The sequence below is a fragment of the Clostridium sp. 1001283B150210_160208_E6 genome, from assembly GCF_015669365.1.
Lineage (GTDB): Bacteria > Bacillota > Clostridia > Clostridiales > Clostridiaceae > Clostridium > Clostridium paraputrificum.
This window is the reverse complement of the sequence record NZ_JADPAA010000013.1, coordinates 15,151-28,426: the sequence shown is the minus strand read 5'-3', so window position 1 is coordinate 28,426 and position 13,276 is coordinate 15,151. Positions and strand designations below refer to the sequence as shown.

Annotated in this window: 17 protein-coding genes; 16 read left to right on the top strand and 1 reads right to left on the bottom strand. The window is 30.6% G+C overall.

Annotation, left to right across the window (positions count from 1 at the left end; genetic code table 11):
* Positions 1 to 72 precede the first annotated feature (72 nt).
* From I4V16_RS13230 to I4V16_RS13180, 11 genes are all read left to right on the top strand, one after another.
* Positions 73 to 621 (top strand): sigma-70 family RNA polymerase sigma factor, encoded by a 549-nt coding sequence (locus tag I4V16_RS13230; protein ID WP_161954390.1) that lies wholly within the window; start codon positions 73 to 75, stop codon positions 619 to 621.
* A complete protein-coding gene (locus I4V16_RS13225; RefSeq protein ID WP_049180408.1) occupies positions 611 to 901 on the top strand; it encodes a hypothetical protein in 291 nt (96 codons plus the stop codon). Before I4V16_RS13230 ends, I4V16_RS13225 begins: the two co-directional genes overlap by 11 nt.
* Positions 902 to 1,209: 308 nt before the next feature.
* The gene (gene rplU, locus I4V16_RS13220; protein WP_027096900.1) at positions 1,210 to 1,518 is read left to right on the top strand and encodes a 50S ribosomal protein L21; all 309 of its coding nucleotides are present in this window, start codon (positions 1,210 to 1,212) and stop codon (positions 1,516 to 1,518) included.
* Between the two features lie 5 nt (positions 1,519 to 1,523).
* Positions 1,524 to 1,895, top strand: a complete 372-nt coding sequence (locus tag I4V16_RS13215) for a ribosomal-processing cysteine protease Prp (protein ID WP_027096899.1) — start codon at positions 1,524 to 1,526, stop codon at positions 1,893 to 1,895.
* 3 nt (positions 1,896 to 1,898) lie between these two features.
* Positions 1,899 to 2,198, top strand: a complete 300-nt coding sequence (gene rpmA / locus I4V16_RS13210; protein WP_027096898.1) for a 50S ribosomal protein L27 — start codon at positions 1,899 to 1,901, stop codon at positions 2,196 to 2,198.
* Positions 2,199 to 2,369: 171 nt separating this feature from the next.
* A complete protein-coding gene (obgE, locus tag I4V16_RS13205) occupies positions 2,370 to 3,656 on the top strand; it encodes a GTPase ObgE (protein ID WP_027096897.1) in 1,287 nt (428 codons plus the stop codon).
* 16 nt (positions 3,657 to 3,672) lie between these two features.
* Complete coding sequence (gene yhbY / locus I4V16_RS13200; protein WP_049180406.1) at positions 3,673 to 3,978, top strand: ribosome assembly RNA-binding protein YhbY; 306 nt, start codon at positions 3,673 to 3,675, stop codon at positions 3,976 to 3,978.
* A 1-nt stretch (position 3,979) separates the two neighbouring features.
* Positions 3,980 to 4,582 carry a nicotinate-nucleotide adenylyltransferase gene (gene nadD / locus I4V16_RS13195; protein WP_049180404.1) on the top strand — a complete coding sequence of 201 codons (603 nt, stop codon included), beginning with the start codon at positions 3,980 to 3,982 and terminating at the stop codon, positions 4,580 to 4,582.
* Position 4,583: 1 nt separating this feature from the next.
* The gene (gene yqeK, locus I4V16_RS13190; RefSeq protein WP_111937353.1) at positions 4,584 to 5,153 is read left to right on the top strand and encodes a bis(5'-nucleosyl)-tetraphosphatase (symmetrical) YqeK; all 570 of its coding nucleotides are present in this window, start codon (positions 4,584 to 4,586) and stop codon (positions 5,151 to 5,153) included.
* Positions 5,154 to 5,165: 12 nt separating this feature from the next.
* The gene (locus I4V16_RS13185) at positions 5,166 to 6,575 is read left to right on the top strand and encodes an LCP family protein (RefSeq protein WP_049180402.1); all 1,410 of its coding nucleotides are present in this window, start codon (positions 5,166 to 5,168) and stop codon (positions 6,573 to 6,575) included.
* A gap of 1 nt (position 6,576) precedes the next feature.
* A complete protein-coding gene (locus tag I4V16_RS13180) occupies positions 6,577 to 7,479 on the top strand; it encodes an RluA family pseudouridine synthase (protein WP_049180401.1) in 903 nt (300 codons plus the stop codon).
* 9 nt (positions 7,480 to 7,488) lie between these two features.
* On the opposite strand, the gene I4V16_RS13175 is transcribed toward I4V16_RS13180, so the two are convergent.
* Positions 7,489 to 8,793, bottom strand: coding sequence for a serine hydrolase (locus I4V16_RS13175; RefSeq protein ID WP_099328908.1), 1,305 nt, complete (start codon positions 8,791 to 8,793; stop codon positions 7,489 to 7,491).
* A 148-nt stretch (positions 8,794 to 8,941) separates the two neighbouring features.
* On the opposite strand from I4V16_RS13175, the gene I4V16_RS13170 reads away from it, so the two are divergent.
* The 5 genes from I4V16_RS13170 (at position 8,942) to I4V16_RS13150 (ending at position 13,212) form a co-directional block, all read left to right on the top strand.
* Positions 8,942 to 9,529, top strand: a complete 588-nt coding sequence (locus I4V16_RS13170; protein ID WP_111937352.1) for a helix-hairpin-helix domain-containing protein — start codon at positions 8,942 to 8,944, stop codon at positions 9,527 to 9,529.
* Positions 9,530 to 9,624: 95 nt separating this feature from the next.
* Positions 9,625 to 10,344 carry a hypothetical protein gene (locus I4V16_RS13165; protein ID WP_111937351.1) on the top strand — a complete coding sequence of 240 codons (720 nt, stop codon included), beginning with the start codon at positions 9,625 to 9,627 and terminating at the stop codon, positions 10,342 to 10,344.
* A gap of 21 nt (positions 10,345 to 10,365) precedes the next feature.
* Positions 10,366 to 10,659: an RDD family protein gene (locus I4V16_RS13160; protein ID WP_049180395.1), complete on the top strand. Its 294-nt coding sequence runs from the start codon at positions 10,366 to 10,368 to the stop codon at positions 10,657 to 10,659.
* A 9-nt stretch (positions 10,660 to 10,668) separates the two neighbouring features.
* Positions 10,669 to 12,027, top strand: a complete 1,359-nt coding sequence (gene rlmD, locus I4V16_RS13155; RefSeq protein ID WP_099328912.1) for a 23S rRNA (uracil(1939)-C(5))-methyltransferase RlmD — start codon at positions 10,669 to 10,671, stop codon at positions 12,025 to 12,027.
* 339 nt (positions 12,028 to 12,366) lie between these two features.
* Complete coding sequence (locus I4V16_RS13150) at positions 12,367 to 13,212, top strand: PRD domain-containing protein (RefSeq protein ID WP_049180391.1); 846 nt, start codon at positions 12,367 to 12,369, stop codon at positions 13,210 to 13,212.
* Positions 13,213 to 13,276 lie beyond the last annotated feature (64 nt).

Below are 13,276 nucleotides of genomic sequence, written 5' to 3'. Positions count from 1 at the left end.
TGGTACGATGAAAGGCTTAAAGAATAGAGCGATTAGAGAAGAGTAGGTTTATATGGTGGGGTAGTGATGCATATGAGTAGTTATGAGGATATTAAAGGATTAACAGATAATATAAAACTAAATAAAGACAAGGTTTTCGAAGATATAGTTGAAGAATACAGTAATTCAATTATAAGACTTTGCTATCTTCAAACAGGGGATCTGAATGAAAGTGAAGATTTGGCTCAAGAAGTATTTTTGAAGATATATAAAAATCTAGATAGATTTAAAGGGAATTCCTCTATTTATACTTGGATATATAAGATAACTATTAATACTTGTTTCTCTTACTTAAAGAAAAATGGAAAGATAGTTAAAGAAGAACTTAATAGAAACATTCCTAATGAAGAGTTTACTGAAGAAATAGTTTTAAATAAGTATTCTAGGGAAGAAATAAGAGGATGGTTATTTAAAACTCCTGCTAAATATAGAATTCCTTTATATATGTATTATTTTGAAGAAATGAAAATAACTCAGATTGCAGAAATACTTGAAAGTAATGAAAATACAATAAAAACTAGAATTAGAAGAGGGAAAGAATATATTAAAAGATGCTCTGGAGGTGAAATATATGAAGGATAAATTTGATGAAGAGTTTAAGAATTTTATGAAGGATGAATTTATAGAAATAAAGGCTACTCCTGAGTTTAAAAAAGAAGTTTTTAACAACATTCAAAATAAAAAGTCTAATATTATTTCGAAAATCTGGAACTATGAAATAGAAATTGATATAAGGGCAGGAATTGCAGCGGCAATTTTAATAATACTACTTCCGAGCCTATACGTATTTAATAAGGTACATGAAATTAAAAAAAGTGAAAGTAAGGTATATACTGAAGAGAAGAGAATAGTGAAAGAGTAATGATGGTAAATATAGGTGGTGAAAGCGGCAAGAGTAATAAGGATAAACGGATAATAAGTAAAGATTTTATAAGAAAATTTATTTGAAATTTTTATAAAAAAGTTATCCGTATCCAAATTATATTGATTAACTTGATTATCCCAATTCACTTTATTATTTCAACTATCATAAACTTACTTTTTGCTTTACAATATTTTTAAATTATGATAGACTAGTACAGTAAACCGCACACGCACAGGTTTTTTAAAAAACAAAACATAATAGTTTTGTACCTATAGTGGCGAGACCGTTATGAGGAGGTGTTTTTAATGTACGCAGTAGTAAAGACAGGTGGAAAACAATACAGAGTTCAAGAAGGAGACGTTCTTTTCGTTGAAAAGCTAGACGTTGCTGTTGATTCAACAGTTGAATTAACTGAAGTACTTGCTGTTGGAGGAGAAACTTTAAAGGTTGGAGCTCCATTAGTAGAAGGTGCTAAGGTTGTTGCTAAAGTATTAGCTCAAGGTAAGGCTAAGAAGGTAACAGTTTTCAAGTATAAGAGAAAGAAAGACTACAGAAGAAAGAATGGTCATAGACAACCTTATACTAAGTTAGTAGTAGAAAAGATCGAAGCTTAATTCTTATGATAGAAATTAGGATTGAATCTAAAAACGAAAACATAATGTCCTTTAGAATTAATAATCATGCTCTAATTGGGAGAGAAGCTATTTTAGCTGGAGATGCTTACGATATGGTTTGTAACTCAGTTTCAGTTTTATCTCAAAGTGTGGTTATAGGTTTAGATGAAGTGTTAAAACTTAATGTAAACTATGAAATAAGGGATGGATATCTTGCCCTAGATCTTAATGGGTTTACCCAAGAAGAAATAGAGCAATCTCAAGTTCTTTTAAGAACCTTTGAGAAAAGCATTGAGAGTACAATCTTAAGCTTGGATGAAATGTTTGGTAGTAAGAAACGTAGAGAATATATTACTTTAATTAAAGAGGAGGTGTAATCCATGCTAAAAATGAACCTTCAATTATTTGCCCACAAAAAAGGGGTAGGTAGCTCAAAGAACGGAAGAGACTCAGAATCTAAGAGATTAGGTGTTAAGTCTGCTGACGGTGAATTCGTACTTGCTGGAAACATACTAGTAAGACAAAGAGGAACTAAGATTCACCCAGGTCTAAACGTAGGTAAAGGTGGAGATGACACTTTATTTGCTAAGATCGATGGTGTTGTTAGATTCGAAAGAGTGGGAAGAGACAAGAAGAGAGCTTCTGTTTACCCAGTTGACGTTGAAGCAATAGCTGAATAATTTGTTAAATAAAGCACCCTGGTTCAGGGTGCTTTTTTTAAGTAATATGCATATAAAGATAATTTTGTAATATTTGTTTAATTTATTACATATATGTTCATGTTATAATAAGGTGAGAAATAAGAAACAATAGATAAATAAAGAAGATTTTACATAAGGATAGGTGAGATTATGTTCATAGATAAAGCCAAGATATTTGTAAGGTCTGGTAAGGGTGGTAATGGTTCTGTTTCCTTCAGAAGAGAAAAATATGTCCCATTAGGTGGACCAGATGGAGGAGATGGAGGAAAAGGTGGAAGTATTGTATTTAAAGTAGATACTGGAATCACTACTCTTCTTGATTTTAAATATAGAAAGAAGTTTATAGCAGAAGATGGAGAAGCGGGTTCAACATCAAAATGTTATGGTAAAAATGGAGAAGATCTTTATATAACTGTTCCAATGGGAACTATTATTAGAGAAGCTGAAACAAATAAGGTAATTGCTGACCTTTCACATAAGGATGATGTATTTGTTCTTTTAAGAGGTGGTAAAGGTGGAAAAGGAAACGCTAAGTTTGCTACGCCTACAAGACAGGCACCACACTTTGCTGAACCAGGAATGCCTGGAGAAGAAATGCAAATTGTATTAGAACTTAAGCTTTTAGCTGATGTTGGGTTATTAGGTTTCCCTAATGTAGGTAAGTCAACTTTCCTTTCAATGACTACAGCGGCAAAGCCAAAGATAGCAAACTATCACTTTACAACTTTAAAACCAAATTTAGGTGTTGTTGCAGCTGATGGAGTAGAACCATTTGTTATGGCAGATATTCCAGGTATTATAGAAGGTGCATCAGAAGGTGTTGGTTTAGGATTAGAGTTCTTAAGACATATTGAAAGAACTAGATTATTAATACATGTAGTTGATATATCAGGAATAGAAGGTAGGGACCCATTTGAAGACTTTGTAAAGATTAATGAAGAACTTAAGAATTACTCAGTTAAACTTTGGGATAGACCTCAAATTGTTGTAGCTAATAAGACTGATATGTTATATGATGAAGAAGTTTTTGAAAACTTCAAAAAGAAAGTACAAGAATTAGGCTTTGATAAGGTATTTAAAATGTCAGCAGCTACAAGAGATGGTGTTGATGATGTTATTAAGGAAGCAGCTAGAATGCTTAAGGAAATTCCAATAACTGAACTTGAAATAGCTGAAGATGAAAGATATATACCAGAAGAAAAGAAATTTACTTATGAAATCAGAGTTGAAGAAGGGGAAGAATACGATACTTACTATGTATTTGGAAGCTTCGTAGATAGATTATTAAGTGCGGTAAACGTACATGATGCAGACTCATTAAGATACTTCCATAAAGTATTAAAGAATAAGGGAGTACTTGATGAATTAAGAGAAATGGGTATTCAAGACGGAGATATGGTTAACTTAAACGACTTTGAATTTGAGTACTTAATGTAATTTAGGAGGAACATAAATGTTAACAGGAAAGCAAAGAGCTTATTTAAGAGGCTTAGCTAACGATATGCAACCTATATTTCAAATAGGTAAAAATGGAATTGAAGAAACTTTTTTAAAGCAAGTTGAAGAAGCTTTAGAGAAGAGAGAATTAATAAAAATAAAGGTTCTTGAAAACAGTGGGCTTGAAACAAGAGAAGCTTCTGACTACATCTGTGAGAAGATTAAGGCAGAAGGAATTCAAGCAATTGGAAGTAAGATTGTTTTATATAAGAAATCTAAGAAAAATCCTAAAATTGAAATTCCAGTAGCAAAGAATAAGTAATATGTGTAGGGTGGGTATAATTGGAGGAACCTTTGATCCTATACATTTAGCCCATATCTATATAGCTGAAGAAGCAAAAAAGAAGTTGAATTTAGATAAAGTTATTTTTATGCCAGCAGGAATACAGCCTCTGAAAACCGATAAAAAGGTTACAGAGGCATCCTTAAGGCTAGAAATGGTACAAAAGGCTATAGAGGGTAAGATAGGTTTTGAGGTTTCTGACTATGAAATAAAAAAAGAAGGAAAAAGTTATACATATAAAACTTTAGAGCATTTTTATAAAGAGTATAAAGACTTATACTTTATAACGGGAGCAGACTGTCTTTTAGGCATTGATAAGTGGAAAGAGATAGATAAAATATTTTCACTGTGCAAATTTGTTGTATTTACTAGACCAGGTTACAACAATGAGGAGTTAGTAAATAAAAAGAGATTTGTAGAAGAGAAATATAATGGAGATATTATTCTTTTAGAGGTACCAGGAATTCATATTTCCTCTACAGATATAAGAGAGAAAATAATTAATAATGAAAAGGTAGATGATATTCTACCTGCAGTTGTATTAGATATAATAAAAGAAAAAGGTTTATATAGGGAGCATTAAAATGGTTTTTATGAATGAGGCTTATGATTATATTAAAGGTTGTCTTAATGAAAAAAGATTCATTCATACTTTAGGGGTGGTTTCTGTAGCTAAAAAGTTAGCAGTATTAAATGGGGTATCTGAAGAAAAGGCTGAGCTTGCAGCACTTTGTCATGATATAGCTAAATATACCCATAAAGATGAAATGATAGAGCTTATGGAAGAAAACAATATAGTTCTTACAGAGGATGAAAAAGTTACTCTTGAATTGTGGCATAGTATAGTAGGGCCAATAGTAGCAAAAAAAGCTTTGGGGATAGAAGATGAAGATGTATTAAATGCTATACGATGGCATACTACTGGAAGAGAGAATATGTCGAAGTTAGAGAAAATAATTTATATAGCAGATATGATAGAACCTTCAAGGAGTTTTGATGGAGTTGAGGAAATAAGAGAAGCAACATTGAAGGCTTTAGATAATGGTGTCTTGTTGGGGCTTACACATACAATGAAATTTTTGCTAGCTAAAGATTCTCCTATTGATATTAATACTGTAAAGGCTAGAAATTACTTGATTATTAATAGGGGGTAGAGGGGGAGAAAAATGTCAAGAGATAGAAGGGAACCAGAGGCAATAAGAAGAAAAAAACAAAGAAGAAGAACTCCACAAGAAATAGAAGAGTTAAGAAAAAGAAGAAAAAAAGATGAAATTAGACAGCTTCAAGAATATGGAGAAGTTAAAATAAAAAAGAGAAGACCAATTGAGGATGATAAGGGGCCAAGAAGCAGAAAGAAAAAAAGGAAAACATCGACAAAGAAGAAGGTTTTAATAGGAGTTTTATCTGTATTTATTATTATACTAGCTATTGTGGTTATTTCCGTAGGTAGTTTGTTAGGCAAAATAAAAGGTGGTAATATAGGTGAAGCTGTAACGCCAGCGCCAGATGAAGCAGTTAATGTTCTTGTTCTGGGACTTGATATAGGTGATCCAAATCAAACCAATAATTATGAGATTAAAAGAACTGACACTATAATGGTAGCACAATATGATCCAAAGAAAAAGGATTTAGATTTAGTATCTATACCTAGAGATACGTTAATTACTGAAAATGGACGTAATTATAAGATAAATGCAGCATACCAAAAAGGTGAAACCAAGGTTAAAAGTTTGGTAGAAGATTTATTAGGAATACAAATAAATTATACTGTTAAAATAGATTATAATGCCTTTAGACAATTTATTGACGCTATAGGTGGAATTGAGATGGAGATAGAAAGAGACATGTATTATGATGATCCAAGTCAAGATCTTCATATAAGTTTTAAAGGTGGAACAGTAGAACATTTAGATGGTAAAAAGGCAGAAGAGTTCTTTAGATGGAGAAAAAATAATGATGGAACTGGATTAGCTACTGGAGATATAGGTAGAATAGAAAATCAGCATAAATTTATACAAAAAGTAGTTGAAAAATGTACAGGACCTTCAATTGTATTAAAAGTTCCAGATATAATTAATGCAATAGGATCAAATATCCAAACTAATATGCCAACAAGCAAGCTTTTATCTTATGCACTAGATGTTGTTAAAGTGGACCCGGCTACAGTTAAGATGTGGACTGTAGAAGGAGATTTTAAGACTATAGGTGGACAGTCTTATGTAGTGTTCAATAAAAACTATAATCAAGAGTTGTTAAAAGCGCTTCATAATACAGGTGATACAACTGTAGATAAAACTAAGCTAGGAGTACTTATATTAAATGGTACAAAGATTAATGGCTTAGCTGGAGAAGTAAAATCAAAGTTAGAATTAACTGGATGGACTGTAGTTGATGTTGGAAATGGAAATCCTACAACTAAAAGTATAATAAATACTGATAATGAAGAACTTAAAAAAGCTCTTAATAAGGATTTGCCTACAATAACTAAGTCTGATAAGAAATTGGAAGATATAAAATATGAACAATATGATGCTGTTATCATACTTGGAGAGGACTATAAAAAACTAGGAGAGTAGAATGAGTACTTTAGAAAAAAAAGTTTCAAAAGAATATGAAGGGGCTACTATTAGAGAGTTTCTAAAGGAAGATTTGGGGTTGTCTAGTAGATTAATTAGAAGATCTGCTATAGAGAAAAGAATATTAGTTAATAAAAAAGAAGTAAGAATGAGATATATTGTTCACACTGGAGATTTAGTTCAAATAAATCTCCAAAGTGATGAAAGTCAAAATATAACTCCGGAAAAAATGGACTTAGATATAGTATATGAGGATGAGGATATTCTAGTTATTAATAAAAAGCCATATATGGTAGTTCATCCTACAAAAAGTTATCAAAGTGGTACCTTAGCCAATGGTGTACTATTTTATTTCAAAGAAACTAATCAAAACTGTATTGTAAGATTAGTTAGTAGACTTGATATGAATACATCAGGATTAATAATAATAGCTAAGAATCAATTTGCTCATATGGCTTTATCTAAAGAAATGGAAGAAAATAATTTAGAGAAGAGATATCTTGCAATAGTTCACGGAAATCTTAAAGAAAAAGAAGGAACTATAGATGCACCTATATATAGACCTGATGGTGAAGAGTTTGGAACCATGAGAATAGTTGATGAAAGAGGGCAAAGAAGTATAACTCACTATAAGGTGATTGAAAGCTTTAAAGATGCTGACTTAGTAGAATGTTTACTTGAAACAGGTAGAACTCATCAAATAAGGGTTCATATGAAACATTTAGGCCACCCTATATATGGAGATACTCTTTACGGTTTTGAAGGAGATGAAGAGCTGATACCAAGGCAAGCTCTTCACGCTTATGGATTAGATTTTAAGTCTCCAAAGACTAAGGAAACATTGTCTTTAAGAGCAAAGTTACCAGATGATATGGAAAGCTTATTAAAAAAAGTGGGAAGGTAAATTACCTTCTCACTTTTTTCTATTTATAACTTTTTCCCATTTATTCATAAATCTTTTCTTTTTTGTTCTTCTTCTATGTACAGATGTTAATAAAATAATAAGAATTATCAAGGCTGTTCCTAAAGTTATTAACAATACTTTATTTTCCTTTAAGAAATCCATTAAAGCTAATTTATTAGTGTAATCTCTATTTATTCCACTAATTAAATCTATAGTTTTAAAAGTTTCACCATCAATATTGACTTTTGCAGTAGTAATAACTTCTCCATTTTTTAAGCTCATTTTAGCTAATTTGCTAGGAAGTGTATATTCAAGGGAAGAATTAAGCTTATCACTTGTACCGTTTTTAGTTGTATAATAAACATCTTCATTAGCTAAAACTGGAATAGAAGAATTGTCATCTATGGCAACTTCAGTAATTACTTCTCCCTTTTTATAAACTTCATTTTTAGTGAAGTTATTATATCCATAATTAAATATTGTTTTTGCATCTGAATAAACTTTTTCTATACTTTCACCCATTAAGAAAGAAGCTATTAGTCTATGTCCATCTTTTTCAGAAGCAATAATATTTGTAAATCTTGCTTCTGAAGTATATCCTCTCTTTGCAGATAGTGAATATTCATAAAAATACTTTGAATTTTTCAATAATATAGAATTATGATTATTTAGCCATCTTTCATAGCCATCTAAGTTACTAGGTGGTAGTTGAAGCATTACAGTTCTAGTCATTTCAACAAACTTAGGGTTTTTAATTGCTTCCCTCATAAAAAGAGCTAAGTCATTTGGTGTTGTATAATGATTTTCGTCTGGTAAACCACTAGGGTTTGTGAAGTGACTATTATTAGCTCCAATTGCTTTTGCAAAGTCATTCATTTTTTTTGCAAAAGCTTCTTTAGAACCAGCATCAAACTCAGCTAATGCTTCTGCACAGTCATTACCAGACTCAAGTAAAAGTCCTAATAACAAATGCTCAAGAGTAATTTTCTCCCCTTCTCTTAAACCTATGGAACTTCCATCAGCAAAGGGAGGATTTTTTCCTACAGTTACAACTGTGTCTAAATTGTCATATTCATTTAGTATAATTGTTGCAGTTATTATTTTTGTTGTAGATGCAGGATAGTATTTTTTATCACCATTTTTAGAAAATAGTATTTGTCCTGTATCAGCATCTAGTAAAGTTACACCTTCACTAGTTAAATATGGGCTACTTTCAGCGTAAACAATGTTACTTGGTAAAAATAATAAACTGAATATAAGAATTGCCGTTAGCATAGATAAAGATCTTTTTATATATTTAAATAAATTATTCATTCAATACCTCTCAAAAAACAATAATATAATATATTCTAACAAAATTTTTAAATTAATTCTATAAAATTAATAAAAATAGAATATATTAGGTTAAATATAGAGTTTTTGTTAATAATCATAAGAGAATATTAAAGGCATGAGGTGTTTTATGAAGAAAAAGTATACAGCTGTAGGGATTATAACTATCGTTGTTATGGTAAGTTTCTATGCTTTATTTACATATGTTAAATCTGGCAAAGATCAGTTAAAGAAGAATGAGACTGAAAGTATGTTTGTTGAAGAGGATGAAGGGGAGGCTATTGAACTGAAAAATAAGCAAATAGTAGTAGATGTAAAAGGAGGGGTTAAAAGGCCTAATATTTATAGATTAGATGAGGGGAGTATAGTAGAAGATGCAATTAAGATTGCTGGAGGTACTACAAGTGAGGCTGATTTGATTAAAATAAATAGAGCAGAAAAGTTGTCAGATAATCAAGAGGTTATAATTCCTATAAAAGGGCAAGAGGAAAATGGGTCTTTTGCAAGTGCTGGTTCAAATAGTAATGGAAAAATAAATATTAATACAGCAAATGAAACAGAATTAGATTCTTTGCCAGGAATTGGGCCTGCAAAAGCAGTAGAAATTATAAAATATAGAGAGAAAAATGGAAAATTTAAATCTGTTGAGGAAATAAAAAATATAAAAGGGATAGGAGAAGCATCCTTTGAAAAATTAAAAGATAGTATAAAAGTATGATATTTGTTTTAAAATAAGCGTTTTAATGATATAATTAATCCGTATTAAAAGAGCAAAAAAATGTTTATATATAGGGGTTCATAGGAGGAGAAATAATGTCTAAAAAAATAATAGCTCTTATTTTAGGGACTATGATGACAGTATCATTAGTAGGGTGTGGTAACAAGGAGAACAAAGAAGACAATACAAAAACATTTGCTATTGCAAGTGATGAGAAATATTCAAACTTAGATGGAGAATGGACTAAGGATATAACATTAAAAACTTTTGATGAAAAGTTTGATAAACTTTTTGTTGAAGTAAGAGATAAGTGTAAAATGTACGGCTTAACTTTTAATGAAAAAGGTGAAGAAAGCGTAAAGCAAGAAAAAGGTAGGACTGTAAGTAAGAAGTATTTATATCTTGATAATGAAAAGCCAGAGAAAAATCGTCTTGAAAGTTTATATTTTGGAAGAAAATTATTTGGGGATGATTTAGCATCAGGGCAAATAACACTTAAGTTATCTTTAAATTTTGATGGAGAGGGTGCTTTAAGTGGTGAAAATAGATTCGATTTTGGGGATACATCTTTAGCATCTTTTGTTGAGTTTATGACAGGAGAAAAGGATAGAGATTATTCTAAAATTAATGAAGAAATTATAAAAATATTAAAGAGTGATAGTGGTGAAGGGGTTTATCAAAACACTATAAATGGTTTATATGAAGAATATACTGTAAATAAAGAATACCTAGTATATACTTTAGAAACTAAGGAACTGCAATTTGTAAAAGAAGGTTCAGAGGAAAATATAGATGCAGCAACTACTACTAATTAATGAATTTAAGGAGGAAAAGTTTTGTTAAAGAAGATTTTTGCAGGAGTTTTAGATGAAATGATAATCTTTGGTGTGTCAGCCTTAGGATTATTAGTAGTGGAAGGTGTTTTAAGAATATTTGGGTTCACAATGGTGACAACAGAGATTTTCTTAATAATTAACATGTTTATAATTAATGCCTTATATTTCCCTTTATTAGAAGGGGGAAAGTACGGTACAACTATAGGAAAGAGAATACTTAAGTTAGATAATCATACTAAAGAAGTAAAAAATGATGATGCTACAGAGGAAGTTGTAGAAGAAAACGAACAATAGGAGTTGAACATGAGAAAAGGCAGCGAGATACTAGTAAAAATAGAGAAGACAGAATTTCCTTCTATAGGTATTGGAACTGAGGGAGATAGAAAGATTTATGTTAAGAATACATTCCCAGGTCAAGTTGTTAAGGGAAGAGTAAAGAAGAAAAAAGCTGATTATGCAGAAGTAAAAGCTTTAGAAGTTGTTGAAAGAGCTGAATATGAAATAGAACCTAAATGTCCTCACTTTGGTATTTGTGGTGGGTGTTCATCACAAAATCTATCTTATGATAAACAGTTAGAGTTATTAAGTGATGAAGTAAAAGAGTTATTTGTAAATGCAGATGTTCCTACAGGAAATTATGAAGGGGTTACTGGAAGTAAGGATCAATGGGAATATAGAAACAAGATGGAATTCACCTTTGGAGATATGGAAAAGGGTGGAGAACTGACTCTTGGAATGCATATAAAGAATAAATCATTTGGAATTATAAATGTTCATGAGTGTAAAATAGTTGATGAAGATTTTAGAACTATAATAAACCTTACAGTTGATTACTTTAGAAAGCAAGATTTACCTTACTATAGAGTAATGAAGAGAGAGGGATATTTAAGACACTTAGTTATAAGAAAAGCTAAGAATACAGGGGAGCTTATGGTTAACCTTGTAACTACAACTCAAATAGATTTTAATTTAGATGAGTATGTAGATATTCTAAAGAATGCTAAGTATGAAGGAAAGCTAGTTTCTATTATCCATACAGAAAACAACTCATTCTCTGATGCAGTTGTGCCTGAAAAGGTAAATATTCTTTATGGTATAGACCATATTCAAGAAGAATTATTAGGACTAAAATTTAATATATCACCATTCTCATTCTTCCAAACTAATACTAAAGGAGCAGAAAGCCTTTATAGTATTGTTAGAGAATATATGGGAGATGCTGATAATAAAGTTGTTTTCGATCTTTACTGCGGAACTGGAACTATTGGTCAAATAGTTGCACCAAATGCTAAAAAGGTAGTTGGAATTGAACTTATAGAAGAAGCTGTTGAAGCTGCCAAGGAAAATGCTAAACTTAATGGATTAGATAATTGTGAGTTTATAGCTGGTGATGTTGCTGTAACAATTAAAAATGTTAAGGATAAACCAGATATAATCATATTAGATCCACCAAGAAGTGGAGTTCATCCAAAGGCATTAGAATATGTTATTAAATTTAATGCTAAGGAAATAATATATGTATCTTGTAACCCTAAGACATTAGTTACTGATTTAAAGGTACTAATTGATGCTGGATATGAGGTTATAAAGACTAGGGTTAAGGATATGTTCCCAAATACCCCACATGGTGAAGTAATAACAAAACTTGTAAGAAAGCTTTAGCTGACTTAACAAGTTTTAAGGATATTACTTCTGTAAGACTTTCCCGTGAAAAGGAGCCGAAGGGGAACTTTGAATGGAAGAAAGCTACTGCTGAGACAATCGTTAAGCTTATAAAGGCAAAATAGAATGATTGATATTAAAGGCTTAGAGTAATCTAGGCCTTTTTATTTTTAAGAAAAGGATTGCAAAGGTTAAATTGTTGTGATATTATAAAATCAATAAGAATAGAAATTAGGATGGTAATTGTTTTAATGCAAGCTAGACCTATTTATAAGCAGTGTGGGAGTACTATGCCCATTTTGCTTATAGATGGGTTTTTTTGTTTTGGAGGATAGTAATATGATAATACATAGAATACTTAATAATAATGTTATAATCACTCTTGATAAAGATGAAAAAGAGTGCGTTGTTTGTGGAAAGGGTATTGCTTTTAAAAAGAAAATTGGTGATGAAGTTGATAGTAAGGAAGTTAATAAAGTTTTCGTTTTGAAAGATCAAGGAATGAATGAAAAGTTTAAGCAGTTATTATTAAATATACCCCTAGACCATGTTAAACTTGCAGACGAAATAATACATTTAGCAGAAACAAAGTTAGGCAAAAGATTGAATGATAGCTTAATAATATCATTAAGTGATCATATATATACTGCTATTTCTCGTTATTTAGAAGGAATTAGTATGAAGAGCGCTATGATTTGGGATATCAAACGTTTTTATGAAGATGAGTTTGAAATTGGTATGAATGCACTAGATATGATTGAAGAGTTATTTAAGGTAAGATTACCTGATGATGAGGCTGGGTTTATTGCTTTGCATATTGTGAATGCAGAAATGGATGAAAGCAATATGGAGCAAATTATTGATATAACTCGTATTATGCAAGAGATATCTAACATTGTTAAATATTATTTTAGAGTTGAATTTGATACTAATTCAGTTTATTATTATCGTTTTATTACACATCTTAAGTTTTTTGCTCAAAGACTAATTTTAGGAAAAACAATTGATGACGAAAGTAATGATGGATTATTAGATGTTGTTAAAATAAAATATCATACTTCATATAAGTGTGTAGGAAAAATTAATGATTATATAAAAAGTAAGTATAATTATGAGCTATCTCCTGAAGAGCAATTGTATCTTACAATTCATATTGAACGTGTCATTTATAAAACTAAACTTTAATTAAGTTAATATGCCTTTATAGGTATTTAAATATCAATATACTAGTAGAAATGGATGTGATTAA

Excerpts from the sequence above, each read along its gene's own strand:
- I4V16_RS13165 (WP_111937351.1), top strand. The coding sequence starts at position 9,625 with ATGTCTAAAAAAATAATAGCTCTTATTTTAGGGACTATGATGACAGTA.
- I4V16_RS13180 (WP_049180401.1), top strand. The coding sequence starts at position 6,577 with ATGAGTACTTTAGAAAAAAAAGTTTCAAAAGAATATGAAGGGGCTACT.
- nadD (WP_049180404.1), top strand. The coding sequence starts at position 3,980 with ATGTGTAGGGTGGGTATAATTGGAGGAACCTTTGATCCTATACATTTA.
- yhbY (WP_049180406.1), top strand. The coding sequence starts at position 3,673 with ATGTTAACAGGAAAGCAAAGAGCTTATTTAAGAGGCTTAGCTAACGAT.
- I4V16_RS13230 (WP_161954390.1), top strand. The coding sequence starts at position 73 with ATGAGTAGTTATGAGGATATTAAAGGATTAACAGATAATATAAAACTA.
- rlmD (WP_099328912.1), top strand. The coding sequence starts at position 10,669 with ATGAGAAAAGGCAGCGAGATACTAGTAAAAATAGAGAAGACAGAATTT.
- I4V16_RS13175 (WP_099328908.1), bottom strand. The coding sequence starts at position 8,793 with ATGAATAATTTATTTAAATATATAAAAAGATCTTTATCTATGCTAACG.
- I4V16_RS13215 (WP_027096899.1), top strand. The coding sequence starts at position 1,524 with ATGATAGAAATTAGGATTGAATCTAAAAACGAAAACATAATGTCCTTT.
- rpmA (WP_027096898.1), top strand. The coding sequence starts at position 1,899 with ATGCTAAAAATGAACCTTCAATTATTTGCCCACAAAAAAGGGGTAGGT.
- I4V16_RS13185 (WP_049180402.1), top strand. The coding sequence starts at position 5,166 with ATGTCAAGAGATAGAAGGGAACCAGAGGCAATAAGAAGAAAAAAACAA.
- I4V16_RS13225 (WP_049180408.1), top strand. The coding sequence starts at position 611 with ATGAAGGATAAATTTGATGAAGAGTTTAAGAATTTTATGAAGGATGAA.
- I4V16_RS13170 (WP_111937352.1), top strand. The coding sequence starts at position 8,942 with ATGAAGAAAAAGTATACAGCTGTAGGGATTATAACTATCGTTGTTATG.
- I4V16_RS13150 (WP_049180391.1), top strand. The coding sequence starts at position 12,367 with ATGATAATACATAGAATACTTAATAATAATGTTATAATCACTCTTGAT.
- obgE (WP_027096897.1), top strand. The coding sequence starts at position 2,370 with ATGTTCATAGATAAAGCCAAGATATTTGTAAGGTCTGGTAAGGGTGGT.
- rplU (WP_027096900.1), top strand. The coding sequence starts at position 1,210 with ATGTACGCAGTAGTAAAGACAGGTGGAAAACAATACAGAGTTCAAGAA.
- yqeK (WP_111937353.1), top strand. The coding sequence starts at position 4,584 with ATGGTTTTTATGAATGAGGCTTATGATTATATTAAAGGTTGTCTTAAT.